28 protein-coding genes are annotated in these 22,433 nt (G+C 40.9%); 21 read left to right on the top strand and 7 right to left on the bottom strand.

Features of this window, described 5'->3' with window-relative positions:
• Positions 1-4: 4 nt before the first annotated feature.
• From folE to SULBA_RS11355, 11 genes are all read left to right on the top strand, one after another.
• Positions 5-580: a GTP cyclohydrolase I FolE gene (folE, locus tag SULBA_RS11405; protein ID WP_014770447.1), complete on the top strand. Its 576-nt coding sequence runs from the start codon at positions 5-7 to the stop codon at positions 578-580.
• Positions 580-1,884: a flagellar protein export ATPase FliI gene (gene fliI / locus SULBA_RS11400; protein ID WP_014770446.1), complete on the top strand. Its 1,305-nt coding sequence runs from the start codon at positions 580-582 to the stop codon at positions 1,882-1,884. The genes folE and fliI overlap by 1 nt, the downstream gene beginning before the upstream one ends.
• Positions 1,885-1,983: 99 nt before the next feature.
• The gene (locus SULBA_RS11395) at positions 1,984-3,174 is read left to right on the top strand and encodes a NifS family cysteine desulfurase (protein ID WP_014770445.1); all 1,191 of its coding nucleotides are present in this window, start codon (positions 1,984-1,986) and stop codon (positions 3,172-3,174) included.
• Positions 3,175-3,217: 43 nt separating this feature from the next.
• On the top strand, positions 3,218-4,207 hold the full coding sequence (locus SULBA_RS11390) for an iron-sulfur cluster assembly scaffold protein NifU (RefSeq protein WP_014770444.1): 990 nt from the start codon (positions 3,218-3,220) through the stop codon (positions 4,205-4,207).
• Between the two features lie 58 nt (positions 4,208-4,265).
• Positions 4,266-4,487, top strand: a complete 222-nt coding sequence (locus SULBA_RS11385) for a MoaD/ThiS family protein (RefSeq protein WP_014770443.1) — start codon at positions 4,266-4,268, stop codon at positions 4,485-4,487.
• 3 nt (positions 4,488-4,490) lie between these two features.
• On the top strand, positions 4,491-4,937 hold the full coding sequence (locus SULBA_RS11380) for a molybdopterin synthase catalytic subunit (RefSeq protein ID WP_014770442.1): 447 nt from the start codon (positions 4,491-4,493) through the stop codon (positions 4,935-4,937).
• The gene (locus SULBA_RS11375; protein ID WP_014770441.1) at positions 4,934-6,148 is read left to right on the top strand and encodes a molybdopterin molybdotransferase MoeA; all 1,215 of its coding nucleotides are present in this window, start codon (positions 4,934-4,936) and stop codon (positions 6,146-6,148) included. Before SULBA_RS11380 ends, SULBA_RS11375 begins: the two co-directional genes overlap by 4 nt.
• A gap of 43 nt (positions 6,149-6,191) precedes the next feature.
• The gene (locus SULBA_RS11370; RefSeq protein ID WP_014770440.1) at positions 6,192-6,659 is read left to right on the top strand and encodes a hypothetical protein; all 468 of its coding nucleotides are present in this window, start codon (positions 6,192-6,194) and stop codon (positions 6,657-6,659) included.
• Complete coding sequence (locus SULBA_RS11365; protein ID WP_014770439.1) at positions 6,650-6,889, top strand: hypothetical protein; 240 nt, start codon at positions 6,650-6,652, stop codon at positions 6,887-6,889. Before SULBA_RS11370 ends, SULBA_RS11365 begins: the two co-directional genes overlap by 10 nt.
• Positions 6,879-7,127, top strand: a complete 249-nt coding sequence (locus SULBA_RS11360; RefSeq protein ID WP_014770438.1) for a hypothetical protein — start codon at positions 6,879-6,881, stop codon at positions 7,125-7,127. Before SULBA_RS11365 ends, SULBA_RS11360 begins: the two co-directional genes overlap by 11 nt.
• Positions 7,128-7,260: 133 nt before the next feature.
• Complete coding sequence (locus SULBA_RS11355) at positions 7,261-7,467, top strand: zinc ribbon domain-containing protein (protein WP_014770437.1); 207 nt, start codon at positions 7,261-7,263, stop codon at positions 7,465-7,467.
• Here the strand turns inward: SULBA_RS11355 and SULBA_RS11350 are convergent.
• Entirely contained in the window at positions 7,464-7,931 is a 468-nt protein-coding gene (locus SULBA_RS11350; protein ID WP_050985290.1) for a threonine/serine exporter family protein, read from the bottom strand. The two genes, SULBA_RS11355 and SULBA_RS11350, sit on opposite strands and share 4 nt — an antisense overlap.
• On the bottom strand, positions 7,931-8,656 hold the full coding sequence (locus tag SULBA_RS11345) for a threonine/serine exporter family protein (protein ID WP_280938023.1): 726 nt from the start codon (positions 8,654-8,656) through the stop codon (positions 7,931-7,933). Before SULBA_RS11345 ends, SULBA_RS11350 begins: the two co-directional genes overlap by 1 nt.
• 260 nt (positions 8,657-8,916) lie before the next feature.
• On the opposite strand from SULBA_RS11345, the gene SULBA_RS11340 reads away from it, so the two are divergent.
• From SULBA_RS11340 to SULBA_RS11325, 4 genes are all read left to right on the top strand, one after another.
• Entirely contained in the window at positions 8,917-9,351 is a 435-nt protein-coding gene (locus tag SULBA_RS11340) for a hypothetical protein (protein WP_014770434.1), read from the top strand.
• 230 nt (positions 9,352-9,581) lie between these two features.
• Positions 9,582-10,190, top strand: coding sequence for a Crp/Fnr family transcriptional regulator (locus tag SULBA_RS11335; protein ID WP_014770433.1), 609 nt, complete (start codon positions 9,582-9,584; stop codon positions 10,188-10,190).
• 58 nt (positions 10,191-10,248) lie between these two features.
• Positions 10,249-10,836 (top strand): GNAT family N-acetyltransferase, encoded by a 588-nt coding sequence (locus tag SULBA_RS11330; RefSeq protein WP_014770432.1) that lies wholly within the window; start codon positions 10,249-10,251, stop codon positions 10,834-10,836.
• On the top strand, positions 10,820-11,458 hold the full coding sequence (locus tag SULBA_RS11325; protein WP_014770431.1) for a LysE family translocator: 639 nt from the start codon (positions 10,820-10,822) through the stop codon (positions 11,456-11,458). Before SULBA_RS11330 ends, SULBA_RS11325 begins: the two co-directional genes overlap by 17 nt.
• Positions 11,459-11,541: 83 nt before the next feature.
• Here the strand turns inward: SULBA_RS11325 and SULBA_RS11320 are convergent, their stop codons facing one another.
• Genes SULBA_RS11320 through SULBA_RS11310 form a run of 3 tightly spaced genes read right to left on the bottom strand, consistent with a single transcriptional unit; the run spans position 11,542 to position 13,508 of the window.
• On the bottom strand, positions 11,542-11,772 hold the full coding sequence (locus tag SULBA_RS11320) for a hypothetical protein (RefSeq protein ID WP_014770430.1): 231 nt from the start codon (positions 11,770-11,772) through the stop codon (positions 11,542-11,544).
• Positions 11,769-12,191: a YqaA family protein gene (locus tag SULBA_RS11315; RefSeq protein ID WP_014770429.1), complete on the bottom strand. Its 423-nt coding sequence runs from the start codon at positions 12,189-12,191 to the stop codon at positions 11,769-11,771. Before SULBA_RS11315 ends, SULBA_RS11320 begins: the two co-directional genes overlap by 4 nt.
• Positions 12,192-13,508, bottom strand: coding sequence for an MFS transporter (locus SULBA_RS11310; protein WP_014770428.1), 1,317 nt, complete (start codon positions 13,506-13,508; stop codon positions 12,192-12,194).
• 146 nt (positions 13,509-13,654) lie between these two features.
• Here SULBA_RS11310 and SULBA_RS13060 point away from each other — a divergent pair, with 146 nt between their 5' ends.
• The 5 genes from SULBA_RS13060 (at position 13,655) to SULBA_RS11290 (ending at position 17,785) form a co-directional block, all read left to right on the top strand.
• Positions 13,655-13,825 carry a hypothetical protein gene (locus SULBA_RS13060; RefSeq protein ID WP_014770427.1) on the top strand — a complete coding sequence of 57 codons (171 nt, stop codon included), beginning with the start codon at positions 13,655-13,657 and terminating at the stop codon, positions 13,823-13,825.
• A 47-nt stretch (positions 13,826-13,872) separates the two neighbouring features.
• Complete coding sequence (gene mltA, locus SULBA_RS11305; RefSeq protein WP_014770426.1) at positions 13,873-14,940, top strand: murein transglycosylase A; 1,068 nt, start codon at positions 13,873-13,875, stop codon at positions 14,938-14,940.
• 48 nt (positions 14,941-14,988) lie between these two features.
• On the top strand, positions 14,989-15,579 hold the full coding sequence (rdgB, locus tag SULBA_RS11300) for an RdgB/HAM1 family non-canonical purine NTP pyrophosphatase (protein WP_014770425.1): 591 nt from the start codon (positions 14,989-14,991) through the stop codon (positions 15,577-15,579).
• Between the two features lie 98 nt (positions 15,580-15,677).
• Positions 15,678-16,892 carry a saccharopine dehydrogenase family protein gene (locus SULBA_RS11295; protein WP_014770424.1) on the top strand — a complete coding sequence of 405 codons (1,215 nt, stop codon included), beginning with the start codon at positions 15,678-15,680 and terminating at the stop codon, positions 16,890-16,892.
• Between the two features lie 65 nt (positions 16,893-16,957).
• The gene (locus tag SULBA_RS11290; RefSeq protein ID WP_014770423.1) at positions 16,958-17,785 is read left to right on the top strand and encodes an SDR family oxidoreductase; all 828 of its coding nucleotides are present in this window, start codon (positions 16,958-16,960) and stop codon (positions 17,783-17,785) included.
• 26 nt (positions 17,786-17,811) lie between these two features.
• Here SULBA_RS11290 and SULBA_RS11285 read toward each other — a convergent pair whose 3' ends face one another.
• Complete coding sequence (locus tag SULBA_RS11285) at positions 17,812-19,950, bottom strand: methyl-accepting chemotaxis protein (protein WP_014770422.1); 2,139 nt, start codon at positions 19,948-19,950, stop codon at positions 17,812-17,814.
• Between the two features lie 131 nt (positions 19,951-20,081).
• On the opposite strand from SULBA_RS11285, the gene nspC reads away from it, so the two are divergent.
• Positions 20,082-21,227 (top strand): carboxynorspermidine decarboxylase, encoded by a 1,146-nt coding sequence (gene nspC / locus SULBA_RS11280; protein ID WP_014770421.1) that lies wholly within the window; start codon positions 20,082-20,084, stop codon positions 21,225-21,227.
• Between the two features lie 78 nt (positions 21,228-21,305).
• Here the strand turns inward: nspC and SULBA_RS11275 are convergent, their stop codons facing one another.
• Positions 21,306-22,412, bottom strand: a complete 1,107-nt coding sequence (locus tag SULBA_RS11275; RefSeq protein WP_014770420.1) for a M20 peptidase aminoacylase family protein — start codon at positions 22,410-22,412, stop codon at positions 21,306-21,308.
• Positions 22,413-22,433 lie beyond the last annotated feature (21 nt).

The following is a 22,433-nucleotide window of genomic DNA, read 5'->3' as shown; positions in this document are numbered from 1 at the left end:
CCCGATGCACAGAAAAGAAGAGTTTGAACAAGCTGTAAAAACAATGTTAGAAATTATAGGCGAAAATACAGAGCGAGAAGGGCTTTTAAAGACACCAACACGTGTTTTTAAGGCATACGAATATATGACACAAGGGTATCATCAAAGTCCCAATGAAGTTTTAGGCGAGGCTCTTTTTGAGAGTGACAATAATCAAATGGTTTTAATTAAAGATATTGAATTCTATTCGATGTGTGAGCACCATCTTTTGCCAATTATTGGACGTGCGCATGTTGCATATATTCCCGATGGAAAAGTGGTGGGTCTTTCAAAAATTCCTCGTATGGTTGATATTTTTGCACGTCGTCTTCAAATTCAAGAACAACTCACAGAACAAATTGCCAAAGCGATTGATGATGTCATCGCACCTAAGGGTGTAGGTGTTGTGATTCAGGCACGTCACATGTGTATGGAGATGCGAGGGGTTGAAAAGACCCATTCCAATACCACCACATCAGCATTGCGTGGGCTCTTTTTAAAAGCAGATACGAGAAAAGAGTTTTTTGATATTATTAATGCACCGCAGGCTAATCGCTACTAATGCCCCTTTCCCGTCTTAAAACAAAACTTCAAGCCAAAAGCCTCTCCCCTATGTTTGGTACCATTACCAAAATCAGCTCTACCACCATCGAAGCATGTGGGCTTCGTCCGAGTATTGGTGATATTGTTAATTTGGTCTCTTTGGATAGTCCAAAAAGTGAATTAGGTATGGTTACAGAGGTAGATCGCAATGCTTTTTTTATCTCTCCTTTTGGCTTTATTGAAGGGTTTAAAATTGGTGATAAAGTCTTTATTAGCGAACAAGGGATGATGATTCCTGTAGGTGAAGAGCTTTTGGGTCGAGTGGTTGATCCGTTTATTCGCCCAAAAGATGGCAAAGGAACGATAGGTGCAAGTTCACAAGCACCCATTATGAAAGCACCTCTTGATGCAATGAAGCGAGGGTTGATTACAGAGCCATTCCGTGTAGGGGTCAAGACAATTGATGGGCTCCTTACCTGTGGGAAAGGTCAAAAAATGGGCATTTTTGCAGGCAGTGGCGTGGGTAAGTCAACGCTTATGGGGATGATTGTACGAGGTTCTGAAGCGCCTATTAAAGTGGTGGCGCTCATTGGCGAGCGTGGACGTGAGGTACCTGAGTTTATTGAAAAAAACTTGGGTGGCAATCTGGAAAACACCGTGATTATCGTTGCAACCAGTGATGATTCACCTTTAATGCGTAAATATGGAGCTTTTAGTGCGATGAGTGTGGCAGAGTATTTCAAAAATCAAGGCAGAGATGTTCTGTTTATGATGGACTCCGTGACCCGTTTTGCCATGGCGCAACGAGAGATTGGGCTAGCATTGGGTGAACCGCCTACTTCTAAAGGGTATCCACCCTCTGTGTTATCACTTTTGCCACAGTTGATGGAGCGGGCGGGTAAGGAAGAGGGTAAAGGTTCTATTACGGCATTCTTTACCGTTTTGGTTGAGGGTGACGACTTAAGTGACCCGATTGCGGATCAATCACGCAGTATTTTAGATGGGCATATTGTGTTGAGCAGGGAATTAACCGATTATGGGATTTACCCACCAATTAATATTCAAAACAGTGCCTCAAGGGTTATGGGTGATGTGATTGATGGGGATCATAAAAAAGCGGCGATGCGTTTTAAGCGTTTAAATTCCATTTTGAAGGAGAATGAAGTTTTAATTCGTATTGGAGCCTATGAAAAAGGGAATGATAAAGAATTGGATTTGGCCATTGCGAAAAAAGAGAAAATGAATGGTTTTTTACAGCAAACTCCCGAAGAGGTCGTTGCGTTTGATGTGACGATTAATGAGCTAAAACAAATCATTGCGTGATAGTGAAATTATTTTAGTATTTTTTAATATAGAAAGTAATAGTATTCAGAAATTAATTAGGGTAAACTTTATCCTATATAGAAATGGAGAGAGAAGAGAATGAGAGTCTATTTAGATAATAATGCAACAACCATCGTTGACCCTAAGGTGTTTGCAGATATGGTGCCTTATTTTTGTCAGATGTATGGCAATCCAAATTCGTTGCATGAATTTGGCAGTGAGAGCCATCCAGCCCTTCGCAAAGCAATGGATCAACTCTATGCGGGTATTAATGCTAGTGATGATGATGACATTGTTATCACATCTTGCGCAACAGAAAGCAACAATTGGGTGCTTAAAAGCATCTATAATGATTATATTTTAAACGGTGAAAAAAATCATATTATTACCAGTGAAGTAGAACATCCAGCCGTTGGCGCAACCTGTAAATTTTTAGAAAGTCTAGGCGTTAAAGTGACCTATCTTCCTGTGAATACCGATGGTATCATCAATGTTGAAGATCTTAAAAATGCGCTTACAGATAAAACAGCACTTGTTTCCATTATGTGGGCGAACAATGAAACGGGAATGCTTTTTCCTATTGAAGAAATTGGAGCACTTTGCAAAGAGAAAGGTGTACTTTTTCATACCGATGCGGTACAAGCAATTGGTAAAGTTGCTGTCGATGTTAAAAAAGCCAATGTTGATTTTTTAAGCTTTTCAGCGCATAAGTTTCATGGACCTAAAGGTGTTGGAGGACTTTACATTCGCAATGGACAAGTCTTGTCCCCTTTCTTCCATGGAGGAGAACACATGGGTGGACGCCGTAGTGGAACCCTTAATGTTGCTGGAATTGTAGGAATGGGTAGAGCGATGGAGCTTGCCGTTGAAGCGCTTGATTTTGAAAAAAGCAGTGTGAGATATTTACGGGATAAGCTTGAAGATGCCTTGCTTCAAATTCCTGAAACCTTTGTGGTTGGAACCAAAGAACAACGTGTTCCCAATACAATTTTGATTAGTGTCAAAGGTATTGAGGGTGAGGCGATGCTATGGGATTTGAATCAAAACGGTATAGGTGCGAGCACGGGAAGTGCGTGTGCGAGTGAAGCGCTTGAGTCCAATTCTGTTATGGAAGCCATTGGCGCAGAAGCAGATTTGGCGCATACAGCGCTTCGTCTCTCTTTATCTCGTTTTACGACCGAAGCTGAGATTGATTATGCCATTGATATTATCAATAAAGCGGTTGTCAGACTTCGTGCGATTTCAAGTACTTATGCGTACGCTCCAGAGTGGCACGTAAGTAAGTTGTAAGAGAATAGTTTCATTTACATGTAAAGATTTTAAAGGATAAAAAATGGGAAAAAATAGTTTAATTGGCGGCTCTATTTGGGAGGAGTACAGCCAAAAAGTACAAGATTTGATGAACAACCCCAAAAATATGGGACAACTTACCGAAGAAGACGCTAAAAATATGGGCGGAAAGCTCATTATTGCAGATTTTGGTGCAGAGAGTTGTGGCGATGCGGTGAGGCTGTATTGGATTGTGGATGAAGCCACAGAAGTGATTAAAGCAGCGAAATTTAAAAGTTTTGGCTGTGGTACCGCCATTGCCAGTTCTGACACGATGGCAGAGTTGTGCATTGGCAAAACGGTTTCTGAAGCGGTTAAAATTACGAATATTGACGTTGAAAAAGCAATGCGTGATAATCCTGACATCCCTGCTGTTCCTCCGCAAAAAATGCACTGTTCTGTTATGGCGTATGATGTCATTAAAGCAGCAGCAGCTTCATTTAAAGGTGTGGATGCAGCTTCGTTTGAAGATGAAATCATCGTGTGCGAATGTGCACGTGTGAGCCTTGGAACGATTAAAGAAGTAATTCGTCTTAATAACCTAACAACGGTGGAAGAGATTACGAACTACACTAAGGCAGGTGCATTTTGTAAATCCTGTGTGAAGCCTGGTGGGCATGAGGACAGAGAGTATTATTTGGTGGATATTCTCAAAGATACCAGAGCAGAGATGGAACATGACCGTCTTTTAGCCATTTCAAATGCGCAGGTTGAAGGTGGAAGTAGTATCGCTTTTGAAGAATTGACGGTGGTTAAGAAATTCCAACAAATCGAAGCCGTCATTGATGAAAACATTCGTCCAATGCTTGTGATGGATGGTGGAAATCTTGAAATTCTTGACATCAAAGAGGGTGATGATGGTATGACCGATGTTTACATCCGTTATTTGGGTGCATGTAGTGGGTGTGCTAGTAGTTCTACGGGCACTCTTTTTGCAATTGAAGCCGTACTGCAAGAGAAATTAAGCAAAAATATACGAATATTACCAATATAAAACGGTTGGAGGGATTTGCCCTCCAATACGTCTTACATGTAAAAATCAAGGATGTATTGTGGCAAAAGTTGAATTTTTAGGACCCATTGGTCGTCCTAGTATTGAAGTGGATATTGTAAATCTCACTGAACTTAAAACCCTTTTTCAAGATGATAAAGAGCTTCAAGAGTGGCTTGCTATTTGTGCGGTAGCGCTTAATGATACGCTGGTTTGTACCCTAGACATGCCTGTTACTTCAAACGATAAAATCTCTTTACTACCTCCTGTATGTGGAGGTTGAGGGATGTTAGAACTTCATGATGGATCTTTACATGTAAAGCATATTCTCGCTTCTTGGTACGATCAAATCAGCGATAAAAACTACGGTGCGTTTATTCCTTTTGTGGGCATCGTGCGTGATGAAGATGGTATAGAGGGGCTTAGTTTTGATATTTACGAGCCGATTTTAAAGAGTTGGTTTGATGCGTGGCAGACAAAAGCCAAAGCGCAAAATGCCACTCTTTTGATGGCACACTCCCGTGGCGACGTGCCCAATCACACCTCAAGCTATATTGCCGCAGTGGTTTCTCCCAAACGAAAAGTCGCACTTAAAATGATTAACGATTTTGTGGAAGATTTTAAAGCCAATGCTCCGATTTGGAAGTACGATTTGATTGATGGCAAACGCATTTACGCCAAAGAGCGCTCACACCTGCTTCAAGGGCATGGTCTTTTAAAGGCGGACGCATGAGCAAGACATTTCTCCCATTTGATGAAACCCTTCAAGCACTTGAAAACTCCATCACAACAGAAATGGGCATGGAGCATATTTTCATCGGTGATGCGTTGGGTCGTTTTTTGGCAACTGACATTGTCGCAATGGAAAACAATCCGACCCATGCAACCGCTTCAATGGACGGTTATGCCATTGCCTTTAGTGATCAACAGCAAGGCACCCTACATGTAAACGCTTTTGTACCTGCAGGCAGTGAGGCAACAGGCATGGTTACACAGGGTGAATGTGTGAAAACCTTTACGGGTTCACTCATGAGTGAAGGCAGTGACACGCTCATTCCCATCGAAAATGTTGAGGTTGAAGGGGATACTATCCGCATCACTTCTGCGGTTCCCAAAGGCTTTGCGGTACGCCCCGTGGGGGAAAACTACCAAGCGGGTGAAGTGCTCATTAAAAAGGGGACGAAAATCGGTTTTGCGCAGATCGGTGTGATGGCAGAACTGGGGATGGTGCAAGTGGAAGTCTTTATGAAACCCCGTGTTGCGATTTTATCCACTGGCAATGAAATCTTAGATTTTGGGGAAGTGAAAACTTCTCATGCGCAAATTAGAAGTTCCAACCATGTTACCGTTGAGGCTATCTTGCGCCAACTGGGTTGTGAAACGATGCGTTTTAAGCTGATTCGTGATGATCGTGATGTGATTGAGCAACAACTTCGTCAAGCGCTCATGTGGAGTGACATCGTCGTAACCACGGGTGGTGGCAGTGTGGGGGATTTTGATTATTTGCAAAGCATTCTCACCGATATGAAAATCGAAAACATTATCGATGGTTCGTACATGAAACCAGGTCGCCACATTCGTGTGGTGAAATCTGGTTACAAATACATCTACGCTCTGCCAGGATTTCCGTACAGCGCATCGGTGTGTACCTTTTTATTTATCGCTCCACTGCTTCGTAAAATGCGCGCACAAACCTTTGCGCTTCCTACATGTAAGGCAAAAATGGGTGAGTTTTACAAAAAGCGCTCCAAATTTGTCGAATTTACCGCTTGCAATCTTCGTTTTTGCGATGGTGAATTGGTAGTGGATTTGGAAGGTAAAAAAGAGGGAAGTAGCGCTATTTTAAACAATCTTTTGGATAAATCTTCTTTGCTTCGTGTGGAGAAAGATGTTCAAAAAATCGAAAAAGGCGAGAGGGTTGAGGTGTTGTTGTTGGAGGTGTAAAAGATTTGATAAAATAATTAAGAAATTAAAAGGAAATTTTGGTATGTTTAAAACATTTAGAGAGGATGTTTGGAATATCTCGGATGAAGAAACCAAAAGTATTAAGAGCAAAGAAATACTTCTAAAAGAATATGAACATATCAATAAGCTTGTAGAAGAAAAAGCACAATTTACTAGCAATTTAACATTATTAATTATTTCTGGAACTGGAATACTTTTTTGGAATGTAGTACAGGGTGTAGTGAGTATACTTAAATATTTTTCTGAGAATAAAGATAGTAAAAAAATGGTAGAATTTATGCAAGATAATCTGCCTTCTTTTGTTGAAGTAGTCATAGAGAGTGCATTTATTTTTGCAGTATTTTTTGCTTTTATGTGTTTTTTTGACTTATGGAATAAACAGAGATTAATCAATCGAAAAGTTCTAATCTTAAATTTATTAAAACACAATAAAGAACAAAGTTCAATTAAAACACTATTGTTGAATAGAAAGGAGAGACAATGCAAATAGCCGTAGATATAACCTTGCCCCATATTTTAAAGCTTATTTCGCAAATGAATCTCAATGAAATTGAAGAAGTAAAAAAGACGATTGTCAAAAAGGAACTGTACTTTAAAAAATTTCAAAAAGACGATTTGGGTGCGGTAATGAGCGATTTTAAAAAAGAGAATTATTCCGATGAGTTTTTAAAAGAGCTTGAAGAGGGTTTGAAAAGAAGTTCTGTTTACCATGCACATTAAACCTATAAGAAGTGATTTAGAAGCGTATCTTAGAGAACATAATCTAACGAAAAAGTTTCAAAAAGCAAAAATCTTTTTTGAAAACAATCCTTTTCATCCTTCATTAAATACAGAAATTTTGGAGCCTAAAGAGCGGCTCATTTATTCGTTTAGGCTGGATAAAAAGTATAGAGCTATTTTTATTTATATCGATACTGAAACGATTGAAATTATCACATTAACCAATCATTATAAATAATTGCAAAATAACATGAAAAAGGCGAGATGGTTGAGGTGGTCTTGCTAGACGTGTAAACGTCTGGCACTGCCCCAAAAACTTCGTTTTAGTCTTTACATGTAAACATATAATCTCTACGTTTTGAAAGGTTTATATGAATCATACACTGTTTGATAAAACCATCACCTGCCCTTATTGCTGGGAGAGTTTTTCAATTTTTATTGAACCTAGCCTTGAGCTGGGAGAGTGTTATGTTGAGGATTGTTATGTGTGTTGTCGCCCTATGGAAATTTACATTGCATCCAAAGATGACGATTTGATAGAGATTCGTATTCAGCGTATTGAGGGCAATGCGTTTTAAATAATCGGCTGTTGACGTTTGGTGTAGTACATGGAAGGCAAGACTAAGCCAAAGGCGATAGCAAATAAAATACTAATCGCATGCAAACCATTTTCAATCAAGCTTGAAAGCAGGGCATCTGTGACACCGTCTTTGTTCATACTTACAAGGCTTATCATCATTTCATAGGCATATTTCCCTGGAATCATGGGAATAATAGAAGGAACGGTGTAAATAGGGCGAGGCATAACATAACGCTTTGACCAAAAGACACCAATAACACCAATCAGCGTTGCCGCACTGAAGGTTGAGAATTCAATAGAGAGATGATGGTAGAGTAAAACTTCTCTTGTACCATACGTGAGCGCACCGCCTAAAGCACAAAAAGGCAAGGCTGAACGGGGTACATTAAAAATCATTCCAAATCCAACAGCAGGAATTGCTGCCCATAAAGTATCTAACAAAAGTGTAGCCCACGCTAACATTACCATCCCTTCACTCCTAAAAGACCAATGGCAAGCATAATGCCAAGTGAGGTCATAAGGGTGAGCAGTGTTGCTTGTGTCCAACGCCCCCACCCCATACTAATATACCCTTTAAAAGCATCAAGCATTGCGTTGATGTAGGGAAATCCAGGAACAAGTAGCAACACACTTGAAGAAAAAACAATACTTGCAGTGGTGCTTAATTCATGATACAAAGAAAGACTGGCAATCAGGGTGCAAACAAAAGCGGTAAAGGCAAAGACGATAAGCATAGAGTATTTGCGTGAGGAGAGTTCCATGCGTACTGCCATACCCACAGCCGAGGCTAAAAAAGTGATCCAAAAACCCACCCAATCTGCCCCGTGTAAATGGCTAAAAGCCGCACATGAAAGGCCAATGGCAGGAATGAGTAACCATTTTGGATAAGGATTGGCGTGGATGTTTCCAATTTGTCTCTCTATGAGCATGACATTTCGAGGGTTTTGCTCAGCCAAAATGCACAGTGAGACAATTTGATGCACAATAGACATATTAATCGGTTGGTCATGCGCACGTCTTGTTGTGGTCACAGAAGAGTCTCCGATGAGGGTTGTGAGAACAATGGCTGAGGGAATAAGCGATATTTCAATGGATGTACACCCAAGGGCAATGCCTAAACGTGAAGAGAGTTGTTCAATTAAGCGACTCTCTGCACCGTATTCTAAAAGCATCGCTGCTACACGAATGACAATAGAAGTGATTCGAGTCTGTTCTTCGCGCGAAATCGTGAGAAATCCTTTGGTAAAGCTATTTAAAAAGTATAGTAAAAATTGATTGAAATGAAAATGGAATTTTAACCCGTATGTGCTTAATTTTTAAACACACGCTATGAGGGTGTACTTTTTTAGAGCATAGGTGAAAAAAATTTTCTTTTTTGTGTGACATTGGCATAACTGTTTAAGATTTTATTATAATATTGTTCATCCCAAATTATATAGGAGACAGTATGAAACGTGTTTTACTCTCAATGGCTGTAGCAGGTGCTTTGGTGTTACCCCTTAGTGCTCAAGAGGTTAAAGGTTTAAATGTTCTTATCACATCAGGTGATACCCAAACCCAGATGATGGGCATGGTGCTCTCTACCAGTGCACTTAAAGATCACAGTAAAGTTGTGAACATCACGCTTTGCGGTCCTGCTGGAAATTTAGCGCTTAAAGAGTTTGAATCAGGAAGTGTTAAGCGTGGAGATGGTCAAAGTGTCAATCCCAAAAGTGCGCTTCAAGGTTTAATGAAAGCAGGAGCATCGGTGCAAGTGTGCCCACTCTTTTTACCCACAGCAGGAAAAGATGCTTCGGCTTTAGTCGAGGGTGTGAGTGTTGCAAAACCGCCAATGGTTGCTAAAGGTCTGGTTGACCCAGCGTTTCAAAACATTAGTTTCTAATGTAAAAAAGTGTTTACATGTAAAGATTTTCTTTACATGTAAACGAAATGAGTGCTTAAAATCCTATATTAAATAAAACGATACCGAGTCATTTCAATTACATCTTAGCGTCTTTATATTTCTTCTTCATCCAATGAACAATCACAAAGTGATCAAACTTTTAACACACAATGCGGTATCATTCAACAATGATTCCATTGACACATCATTATACATAGGATTGAACAAATATGCTCTCTTCTTCCCTTGAAAACGCTCTTGCAACATTGCATGACACTCTCTCCGACCTATCACCTATCTCACCGCCTGTATGGGAAGAGGCAAAAGGTTACTTTAGCCTCAAAACCTTTCCCAAAGGTGCCCATCTTTTTGATATTGGAGATAAGGTCAAAGATTTTTATTTTCTGATTGATGGGTTGGCACGCTACTACTACATCAGCGAAAGTGGCAAAGAGTTTAACAAATCGTTTGCAGAAAAACCAGGGCATTTGCTTAGTAGCATTTCTTCGGTGTCAATGCAGGACGAAGTCTCTCCTTTTTGTGTGGAAACCCTCTTTTTCTTTACGGTATTGAGTATTTCGTATGAAGACTTCAGAGCCCTTGGTGTAAAACATAAAGAGTGGAACGATTTGATGCTTCACATATATGAGCGGTTGATTGTTAAAAAAGAGCGTAGGGAAGCGGATTTTTTGCTTTTGAGTGCGAAAGAGCGTTATCTAAAATTCCTAAACGACTATTCAATGATTGAGCAAGTGGTGGCAAATTACCACATTGCTTCGTATCTTGGCATCACGGAAGTCGCACTTTCACGCATACGAAAAGAGATGAAATTAACCTAAGTTAATGACAAAGAACGCTTATAGCACTATAATGGTGTATCTTTTTTAGGAGTATGCCATGCAATTAAAAATAGCAGATTTCCATGACATCGATGGTATTTTTGCGCTTCATTCAAAGTATCAAATTGACACCATTTTGGAAGAAGATAAAAAAGATGGTTTTGTCACTACTGCGTTTAGCAAAGAACAACTAAGCGATATTATCGAAAAAGAGCAAGGCATTTTTGTTGCTATAGAAGAAGGTGAAATCGTTGCTTATGTGATGTCTGCTTCATGGCAATACTGGTCTCCTTGGCCGATTTTTGCTGTAATGATGGAGGATTTGCCCCATTTAATCTTTCAATCTCAAACACTCAGTGTTCACAACTCATATCAGTACGGTCCCGTGTGTGTCGATAAGCGTGTGAGAGGTAGCGGTGTTTTGGAAAAACTCTTTGACTTTGCGCTTGAGCGTATGCAACAAAAATACCCTATTCTTGTCACCTTCATCAATAAGATCAATCATCGCTCTTACGAGGCGCACACACGAAAAATTGGCTTAAAGGTGATTGCAGAGTTTGCATTCAATGGCAATGCGTACTATGAACTTGCATTTGATACTTCAAAACGAGTGGGTAAAGGAGTGGACAATGATACCACTGAATGAATGGTTGCTTTTTTGCGGAGCCGCTTTACTTATGGTACTAACCCCTGGTCCCAATATGATTTATTTGATTTCTCGCTCCATTAGTCAAGGAAGCAAAGCAGGTATTATCTCATTGTTAGGCGTAATTGTGGGTTTTTTGGTGCATATGGTTGCAGCAGCTATTGGTCTAACAGCACTGTTTCTTGCTATACCTCTTGCCTACGAAGCCCTTAAATGGGTGGGTGCCTTGTATCTGCTTTGGTTAGCATGGCACGCTATTAAGCCAAGGGCTCGTTCGCCCTTTGAAGCAAAAAATCTCCCCTATGATTCAGCTTCAAAACTTTTTTTGATGGGCTTTTTGACCAATGTGCTCAATCCAAAAATCGCCATTTTTTACTTAGCGATTCTCCCCCAATTTATTTCATCACACCATGGATCTGTTTTTTTTCAGAGTATGGTGTTTGGGTTCACGCAAATTGTTATAAGCTTTTCCATAAATCTCTCCATTACGCTTTCAGCGGCAAGTATCGCTTTTTGGTTTGCTCGAAATCCAACATGGATTGCAATTCAGCGTTATTTTATGGGTTTTATACTGGTTACGTTAGCCATTCGCCTCGCCTTTGAACCACGCCAAAATGAGTAAAAAGAGGATGGTATAAAAGTGGAGGAAGTGGTAAAGGATGAGAATAGCTAAAAATAGGGCTTTACGCTTTACATGTAAAACATTCACCTCTCTTTATGCCTCTTCCCATTAAATGAAAAAATTGTCTGAAGATTGATTTTTTTGCCACCTTTTAGCATTAAAAACTCTTCATACTCTATCATCATTAATTCTGTAACAACATCTTTAATGGTAGTGCTTTGCTCGTTTTCCAAATAGACAATGGTGGAAGGAATTTTTCTTTGAATAGCGACCATGAGTTGGTCGTAAAATTCACAGCAGATGGGTGTGTTCATTGGGTGAGCGCCAAAAATCCAAGATACATAAAAACATACCGAGACAGTTTAGCAAAACACACAATCATAAGAAACTTCCACCATACATAACGCACGATACCCGCAACAAAGGTGAGAGGGTCTCCGATGAGGGGAAGCCATGCAAAGAGCAAACTCCATGCACCGTATTTTTCAAAAAGAAGGGTTGCTTTGCTGAGATGTTTTTCTTTCATGTAGCCTTTACGCAAGCAAAAATTAGTGGCGTATTTCCCTAAAAAATAGTTGAGAAAAGAGCCTAAGGTGTTGCCCAGCGTGGCACTGGCTAAGAGTGCATAGGGATTGAAGTGTTCGTTTAAAAGGTAGAGTAAAAGCGCTTCGCTTCCCCCTGGTAAGAGTGTGGCGGAAGCAAAACTGCTTAGAAAAAGAGTGAAAAATCCCAATTATTCTAAAACCGCTAAAATGGTCTCTTTGTCGGTGAGTTCGGAGTCGTATTTGACCACTAAGAGTTGTTCACTCTCGTTTTTGTACCATTCCACGACCCCTTTTACATGGCTGAGGTGTAGCATACGTGTGAGATCAATGGTTTCAAAAGGGAGGTAAAGATTTTTATTGATACTAGGATTTTTTAAAGAAGCTATGAGAAAAAGCCACAAAATACAGGCAATAAATATCACCCAAGCAATTTCCATAATGCCAAAGTGTTGTAAAAACAAGCCTCCAAATACCCCACCAATAAAAGTTCCTGCATAGCCAAAAGAGTTAAAAACACCAAGGGCCGCTCCTTTTTGATGAATCTTTGCGTATTTACTTGCCATGGATTGCATGAGCGGTTCGTGCATATTGAAACCAATAAAAAAGAGCACAACCCCTACGATAAACCATGGCGCGCTTTTGGCATAACCCATCATCACATAGCTTGTTCCAAAGAGCACGATGCCAATCATAAGCATCTCTTTGGCTTTGTGTTTTTTCTCACCTAAAATAGCTGAAGGCCCCATGGCAAGAACACCACAAATCATAGCAGGCAGATAGACCATCCACAACTCTTTTTTCTCAAATCCAAACTCTTTAAACATAATGATAGGAATGACCATAAAGGCTAGGGTCATCATCCCTTTTTGCAACAGGTTGGTGATGTTCATTTTCATTAAATTGGTGTCTTTGAAAATGTGTTTAAGCTCTGCTTCATCCGCTCCGTAATGGTGAACGATTTTAGGAGGATTTGGCACTTTAGTGTAGAGCACAATAATCGCAAAAACAGAAAGGGCTGCGGTGATGAAAAAGAGCTTATCCACACCGTAGTACCCGCCAATGAGCGAGCCTAGCATCATGGAAATTGCAAAACTTGCCGCAATACTTCCACCCATAATCGCCATGGCTTTGGCACGGACTTCTTCTTTGACCATATCGCTAATCATTGCCGTTCCAACTGCACCAATAGCTCCTGCACCTTGTAAAAATCGTCCAATCATGAGTCCGTAAATATTTTCACTAAACCCACAAACAAGTGAACCTATCATAAAGATGACTAAACCAATAAAAATCGTAATTTTTCGTCCAATTTTATCAGAGAGAATGCCAAAGGGAATTTGTAAAAACATTTGTGTAATAGCATAGCCACCAATGGTAATACCCACTAAAAATTCACTCGAACCCTCTAGATGAAGCGCATAAACCGAAAGGACAGGTAAAACAATAAACAGACCTAAAAAACGAAGGGAGATAATAAGTGTCAGTGGGAAAATAGTTTTAAACATGGATGCAATATTCCTCTAATTTTAATCACGTTGGATTTTACCTTTGTTAAACTTTGAAAAGTCTATGAAATTTTAAAATCTCACTTTGTACAAGCTGGTTTTATGTTATAATCCTAGCCAACAAGATACCAAGAAAAGGAGTGGATATGGAATTTGAAATTACACATATTTTAGGCTTTATTGGGTGTGTGTTGGCGTATTTTATTACGCTTTATTATATTGGATTGAACCATTGGGTTGTAATGGAACACAATAAAATTTATGCAGAGTTTGATGCGATTAAAGCCGAACTTGTAAAGCTTAAAAAACAAGGTTAACTAAAAATTAAGAGATGCTTGCGTGCATCTCTTTTCAATGGATGTCGATGCGCTATTTTTTTCTTTCTTTTTGTATTCTCGTAGGTTTTACTGGCTGTGCTTCTAAACTCTCCCCCACATCGCAAGACGACGCTTTTGCTTCAACGCTTCAAGAGCAAAACAAGCATTTTGAAAGCTTTAGTCATGAGGAAAATTTTGATGAGCTTTTAATGCTTTTTCGTGAGAATTGTAAAGCCCCTCAGACGCAAAAAGTCTATGCTAAGGTGTGTGAACACTCTTTACATGTAAAGGATGCAAAAGCCTTTTTTCAAAATACTTTTGTACTTAAAAAAGTAGAACCCAATGAGCAACGCTCTATGCTCACAGGTTATTATGAGCCACTGTTGCATGGAAGTTTAAAAAAGAGTGAACGCTTTAAATACCCTGTGTATGGCAAGCCTAAAGATTTGATTAAAATTGTGGGTGAAAATGACGCAAAAATGCGTGGGCGTTCTGTGAAAGGAAAGGTAGTACCGTATTTTACCCGTGAAGAGATTGCTAAACGTAAAATAAACGCAGAAATTTTATGTTATGTGGACGATAAAATAGACCTCTTTTTTATGGAAGTACAAGGCTCAGGACGTGTTGAGCTAGAAGATGGCAGGGTGATATTTATAGGCTACGCCGATAGTAATGGGCATACATATAAATCACTCGGGAGAGAAATGGTCGATAGAGGGATTTTCTCAAGCCCAGAAGAGGTTTCCATGCAAAAAATTAAAGCATGGCTTGAGGCGCATCCTTCTAAAATTGATGCACTTTTAAACACCAACCCCAGTTATGTTTTTTTCCGCAAAATGGAGCAACGTGCTACGGGGAGTTTGGGTGTTGTATTAACGCCTGAACGCTCTGTAGCGGTAGATAGAAATTATATTCCATTAGGCTCACTTGTGGCGATTAAGAGCGAATCACCTTATTACAAAGTGGAAAAGTTTGTTTTTGCACAAGATACGGGTGGGGCGATTAAGGGGCCTAACCGAGCCGATATGTTTATGGGGTATGGAGAGCGAGCCAAATGGATAGCAGGTGAGCTTAAAGCACCGCTTGAAGTGTGGGTGATGGAGCCGAAGTTTTAAACAAAAAATGGGTAAAATAAAAGCGTATATGAGTAGGGAGAATGAGCATTGAAAATTGTTTTAGCTACGTCCAATCAAGGTAAGGTGAGAGAGTTTCAATCATGGATTCATGCGTATGAAGTGGTTGCGTACAGCGACATTATGGAGCCCTTTGAGATTGAAGAAACGGGTGTCACGTTTAAAGAAAATGCCCTCATTAAAGCACGAGCGGTGTATGAAAAACTGAGTGATAAAAACGACATCGTTTTAAGCGATGACAGCGGGATTAGCGTGCCACTTTTGGGTGGAGCGCCTGGTATTTACAGTGCACGTTATGCAGGTGTCACTGCTAGCTCAAGCGATAATTTAAACAAACTCATTGCCACACTTAAAGAACACGGTGTTGAAAAAACGCCTGCTTTTTATACCGCAGCCATTGCGCTTGTGTGTGTTAAAGGAGCGTTTTGTGTGCACGGTTGGATGCATGGAGAAGCGATAGCAGAGGCTAGGGGTAATAATGGTTTTGGGTATGACCCCATGTTTATTCCTTGTGGATACGATAAAACGTTAGGCGAGTTAGATGAGAATGTGAAAAAAGCCTTTTCACACCGTGCACGTGCGTTGGAGTTAGCATACATCGTGCTAAACTCTTTGAAATAAAGTAGTAATAAACACAACCTATAATAGGCTTTTTTGATAATTTCTATTGCGATAGGGATTATTAAAGAAGCCTCATAATGAAACCTAAAAGGAAAATCATGGCAACAGTATTAATTATCGGTGCGGGCGGTGTAAGCCGTGTTGTGACCAAAAAATGTGCGATGAACAGCGATGTTTTTAGCAAAATTGTTTTAGCAAGCAGAACCAAATCCAAGTGCGACCAAATCGCTAGTGAGATTAAAGAGTCTTTACATGTAAACATTGAAACCGCAGCGATTGATGCGGACGATGTGGACGCACTGGTCGCTTTAATCGAAAAAGTAAAACCAGCACTCGTACTAAACATCGCTCTTCCATACCAAGATTTGACCATTATGGACGCATGTGTGAAAACCAAAGTGCCTTACTTAGACACGGCTAATTATGAACATCCAGACCTTGCAAAATTTGAGTACAAAGAGCAATGGGCACGAGATAAAGCTTTTAAAGATGCGGGCATTATGGCACTTTTAGGCAGTGGATTTGATCCAGGAGTTACCAATGTTTATTGCGCTTACGCACAGCAGTATCTTTTTGATGAGATTCATACGATTGATATTTTAGACTGTAATGCAGGCGATCATGGCTATGCGTTTGCAACCAACTTTAATCCAGAGATTAACCTCAGGGAAGTAAGTTCCAAAGGGCGTTACTGGGAAGAGGGCAAGTGGATAGAAACAGAGCCCGTTTCGGTAAAAATGGTGTGGGATTACCCAGAAGTGGGTCCAAAAGACAGTTATTTACTCTACCATGAAGAGCTAGAATCCCTTGTTTTGAACATCAAAGGATTGAAGCGTATTCGCTTTTTTATGACCTTTGGTCAAAGTTATCTCACGCACATGAAATGTTTGGAAAACATCGGTATGCTTCGCATTGATGAGGTGGAGCATAAGGGCATGAAAATCGTTCCTATCGAATTTTTGAAAACTTTGTTGCCTGATCCTGCCAGTCTTGGACCTCGCACGGTTGGCTTTACCAACATTGGGTGTGTGTTTGAAGGTTTGAAAGACGGCAAAAAACGCAAAATTTACATCTACAACGTCTGCGACCATCAAGAGTGTTACCGTGAGACGGGTGCGCAAGCGGTCAGCTATACCACGGGTGTGCCTGCGATGATTGGAGCAAAACTGATGCTAGAGGGCAAATGGAGCGGCAAGGGTGTGTTCAATATGGAACAGTTTGACGCCAAACCGTTTATGGATGAACTCAATACGCAAGGACTTCCTTGGAAAATCATCGAGATGAAACCAGAACAAACGTTCGAAGTCAAATAATGCTATTTCTGGGGCTTTACATGTAAAGCCCCAACCTCTTTTTCTTTTACATGTAAAGGCGAATTGTGTCAAAATTCATTCTTATTACTGGCTGTTCAACGGGCATTGGTTACGCTTGCGCGCACGGACTTCAAAAACTCGGTTACAGCGTTTTTGCAACGTGTCGCAAAGAAGCGGACGTTGAGCGTTTAAAAACTGAGGGGCTCAATGCGTTTAAGCTTGATTTATGCGATACCAACAGTATGCAAGAAGCACTTTCTTGGATGCTTTCTCTTACCAATGGTCGCATTGATGTACTTTTTAACAATGGCGCTTATGGGCAACCAGGAGCTGTGGAAGATTTGAAGCGAGAGGTTTTACGTGAACAGTTTGAAACCAATGTCTTTGGCACACAAGAATTGACCAACCTCGTTCTTCCTTATATGCGAAAACAAGGCAGTGGTCGCATCATTTACAACAGCTCCATCTTAGGTTTTGTTGCAATGAGTTACCGAGGGGCATACAACGCTTCCAAATTTGCCATCGAGGGGTTGGCTGATACCTTGCGACTGGAGCTTTATAAAAGCGGTGTGTATGTCGTGCTCATTGAGCCAGGACCGATTCGCAGTGATTTTCGCAAAAATGCTCTTGCCAAATTTGTACAACACATCGATCAAGAACATTCCGCCCATCGTGAGATTTATGCCAAAACGCTAGAGAGGTTGCAAAAAAGTGGTGATGCTCCCTTTACGCTAGGTGCGGAGGCAGTTTTAGATGTTTTAGTACACGCCATCGAGGCAAAAAAGCCAAAAATACGCTACGCCGTGACCTTCCCCACTAAACTGTTTGCGGTCTTAAAACGCCTTTTACCTACTACGTTGATAGACACCATCGCACGCAAAGCAGGAGAGTAAGAAGCCTCATTTAAGAGGCTTTACCTTTAGGTTCTAAATTTATTTAAAATAGCATTGAGTTTTTCAGTGAGTGCGTTAAGATGTTCACTCGCTCCTGCAATCTCCTCAACACTTCTGGTATTTTGGGTTGAAAGCGTGTTGATCTCTTCAATTTTACTTACAATAAGATCGATTTTATCTCCCGTTTTAACGTAATCTTCCACGGTTTTATCGTTGAGATTGGTGGCGATTTCCATACTACTAACGGTCATATTGATTTTATCTTCTACGCTTTGGGCTATGCTTGAGAGCTCTTGAATCTCTTGAGAGTTGTGGTTCATCTGTTCGCTGCTGTCATTAATGGATTGGACAATGACATTAATGGTCGCATTAATCTCCACTAAACTTTTTTGCGTACGCTCGGCTAGTTTTCGCACTTCATCTGCCACAACCGCAAAACCACGTCCGTGCTCCCCAGCTCTTGCTGCTTCAATAGCAGCGTTGAGGGCTAAGAGGTTGGTTTGATCAGCAATATCGCCAATCACGGTTAAGACATTTTTTACCTGTTCTGCATCAGAGCTTAATTGTTGAATGCGGTGTGCTAATTCCATCTCCGTTGTTGCACTGCTTTGCACACGTTTGCCTAAGAGTTCAATGTGTTCACGTGCATTTTTGAGTTCTTGGTTGGCTTTTACAACCTCTTGTTTGCTTTGTTTTGCTTCTTTGATGGAGTTGATAATCTCTTCTTTTGTCTCCCCCGACATATGGGTTGCTTGCGCAATGATAGCCGTAGAGTCTTCCACTCGTTTACCCACTTGCAAAGTGGTTGTGGAGAGTTCATGTGCAATGGATGCGTTTTCACTGCTGGTATCTTTTGCCAGTGCGATGGTAGAGCGGACTTTTTCAATGAAATTATTGATTTCATACGAGGCATCGCCTATTTCATCTTTGTTTTTCACTTCCAGTTTTTTTGTTAAATCCCCATCGCCTACAGCTAAATTATGGGCTGTTTGTTTTAAGTTCACTAAAGGTGTGGCAATCATGGCGTTAATCACCATATACACAACTCCTAAAACAACAATTGCCAACAAAGAGCTCGAGAGAATCATAGAAAAAATCATACTGTTAATATTGGAAGCGATTTTTTCTTCTTGTTTGGCGACACTGGCTTCAACCCCATCAATATAGACGCCTGAGACAATCGTCCAATCCCACTCTTTGAAGTATTTGGCGTAGGCGAGTTTTGGAGCATCTTTTTTGGTGATGGGGTGCTCCGAATTGTAGATGACAAAAACCCCTTCTTTTGGGTTTTTCAATGCCCCCTCAATCAGCTCTTTACGAAACATTTTCCCCTGAGAGTCTGTGCTATCCAGTTTGATTTCTTTGCCTTGACGATCTTGCTTTGTGGCATGAAACGCATACACATAAGTGTTCGCAGTGCCTTTTTTGAAACCAAAAAAGTAGCCCTCGTTGTCATCCGTGTAGCGAAGAGTGTTAAGAATCTTAATCGCCTCATTTTGAAAATGTTCTTTGATGCTCGAGGCATAATCGCCCGTACCGATAACGATGTTTAAGGGTTCATAGTAGAAATTATACGAGAGTTTGGGTTCATCTTGTTTGGTAATGGGATGCGGCCAAATGAACTTGGTAACCCCCGTTCCCTCTTTGGCTGCTTTGAGGAGGTCTTTGATAACAAAGTTTCCCTCTTTGTCTTTCATCTCGATCAAATTTTTACCAACCAGTGCTTTGTTGATGGGATGAACGACGTTGATACCTTCCATGTTATAGGCATAAAAATACCCCACATCGTTGTTGTAGCGGTAGCCATTAATCAGCGCTAAAAGCATCGTGTGCAGTTCATCTTTAGAGAGTTTGTCTTTGTTGTTGGTGTAGATGTCATCCAATGTTTTTTTGAGGATCATCGCATCGGCTTTGATCTTTTGTGCGATGTTGGACTCCGAAGAAGAGGCTTCATAAAAGGAACCAATCGCCTTTTCCGCCATCGTCGTATAAGCTTTGAGCTCTTGCTTATTCATATCTAAAATGAATTCTCGCTCATCATGTACTTGCGTATTAATCAGTGCTTCTGATTTGTAAAAAATGACTCCGAGTGATGCAATCGTTAGTACCCCAAGACTTACAATAAACAATACAAGTGCTTTAATTTTAATATTGACCCCTTGCATTTACTTCCCCCTCTTCACATCTAAATGAGCTAATAATACTCTCATACAATCGTCTTTTTGAATAATTTATGTAATATTTTTTTGTTAAGGCGAAAGATGTTACATTTCGTGAGTAAAAATGGGAGAAAAATATGGTTAAAATCAGCAAAATAGAAACAGTGATTGAAAAGATTCAAACCCCAGCGTATGTGTGTGAAGAGGCACTTTTAGAGGAAAATTTAAAACGTTTAAAAGAGGTCGCTGAGCGCTCAGGGGCTGCCATTTTGCTCGCCCTCAAAGGCTTTGCGTTTAAAGCACTGGCTTCTTTGGTGGACAAATACCTCAGTGGCTGTACGTGTAGCGGGCTTCATGAAGCTAAATTTGCGCATGAGTTTTTTAAAGGCTCGGTGTGCACGTACTCTCCAGCGTACAAAGAAGAGGAGATTGACGAGGTCATCGCTTTGAGTGACCATCTTATCTTTAACTCGTTCAACCAATGGGAAAAATACAAAGCAAAAGCGCTTGGCAAAACCAGTTGCGGTTTGCGCCTCAATCCTGAAGTCTCTTCAAGCCCTGTGGATTTGTATAACCCGTGTGCTCTTTACAGTCGCTTGGGCATCACCAAAGAAAATATGCAATACGACAAATTAGAGGGCATCGAGGGGCTTCATTTTCACGCTTTGTGCGAGCAAGATGCTAGCGCTTTGGAAGAAGTGCTCAAAGGCTTTGAGGAGCGTTTTGGTGAGCTGATTCCTCGTATGAAATGGATTAATTTTGGAGGAGGGCATCACATCACCCGTGAGGGCTATGATGTGGAAAAACTCATTGCGCTGATTCAAGATTTTAGGAAACGATATAACGGCATTACGGTTTATTTGGAACCTGGTGAAGCGGTGGGGTGGCAAACAGGGTCATTGGTGGCGAGTGTTTTGGACATCGTGCACAATGGCATGGACATTGCCATTCTTGACATCTCCGCTGAGGCGCATATGCCTGACACCCTTGCCATGCCCTATCGTGCAATGATTCGAGGTGCAGGAGAGGTGGGTGAAAAGCCTTACATGTACCGCCTTGGAGGCCCGACATGTTTGGCGGGCGACATTATGGGGGATTACAGTTTTGACGCACCACTTCGTATTGGCGATAAGCTCATCTTTGAAGATATGATTCACTACACCATCGTGAAAAATACGACCTTTAATGGCGTAAAACTCCCCGATTTGGCTGTTTTACGAAAAGATGGAAGCTATGAAGTGGTAAGTCAGTTTGGGTACGATGAGTACAAAAGACGCAATTAAAACGCTTTACATGTAAAGCATTTTTTCCACTAAAAAGGGGATGCCTTGTGCGTGACATCCCCTTTTTGCAAGGGGTTTTTAGGCGTTGAGTACTTTTTGGGCGGCTAGCATTAAAATATCTTTACCGTGTTCTAAAGCATTTTTGTTAAACGCCATTTGAGGATGGTGTAATCCAGGGGTTAAGTCGCATCCTAGACCAAAATAGCCTGCTTTAATAGAAGGTTTTTCTTTGATATAGTAATGAAAATCTTCCCCACCCGCTGTTTTAATCGGCGGACACAACCCCTCTTCTCCATAAACCTCTACAATAGCTTTTGTTAAAACATCAATGGCTTCATCAGAATATTCAGCTGCAGGAATAGCAAAATAGTTGGTGACATCCACGCTTGCCCCAACCGTTGCGGCTCCTGCAATAATCGCCGATTTTGCTTTTTCAAGAAGGCTATCCATGGTACTGTTAAATTCAGAACGCACGTCCCAAATCACGGTTGCTTCATTGGGAATAGCATTGGTAACACCTGCATCTGCAATGATTTGGGTGGCCTTAATGCTGTAGGATTGGGTTGGATTGAGATGAATGGCATTGACTGCTGTTATGGCGGCAACGGCTGCATCAATGGCGTTGATACCCAAATGAGGACGTGCCCCATGTGCTGAGACGCCATGAAAAACGCCTTTGAGCCTTTGCGAGGCGGCATGGTAGAGCGCAGGGGTTGCTTTGCCCATGCTTGTCTCTTCAAGCGGGCGTAAATGCAGCCCTAAAATCATATCAACATCATCAATTGCCCCACCGTTAATCATTGCCAAAGCCCCTGTACCAATCTCCTCAGCAGGTTGAAAAATGATTTTAAGTTTACCTTTTTTAATACATTGATTGGCGAGTAGCTCCTCAGCGGCAGCTAATACCATAGCAGAATGTGCATCGTGACCGCAGGTATGCATGGCGCATGGTTGCCCATCAATGATATGTCCTAACGCATCTATATCGGCACGTAATGCTAGGGTAGAACCCTCAACCCCACTGTCATACACTCCCACAACCCCTGTTGTTTCGCCTACATTCGTGGTGACATGAAAGCCTGCTTTTTGCAGTTCTTGGGCTAAAAAAGCGGCAGTTTTATATTCTTGAAACCCTAACTCTGGAATGGTATGCAAATAATCATACACTTCAATCACTCGTGACATTTTTTTCCTTTAACGTGCCTG

It is taken from the genome of Sulfurospirillum barnesii SES-3 (genome assembly GCF_000265295.1).
Classification (GTDB): domain Bacteria; phylum Campylobacterota; class Campylobacteria; order Campylobacterales; family Sulfurospirillaceae; genus Sulfurospirillum; species Sulfurospirillum barnesii.
The sequence above is the reverse complement of the archived record's forward strand: the minus strand, read 5'-3'. Positions and strand labels throughout refer to the sequence as shown.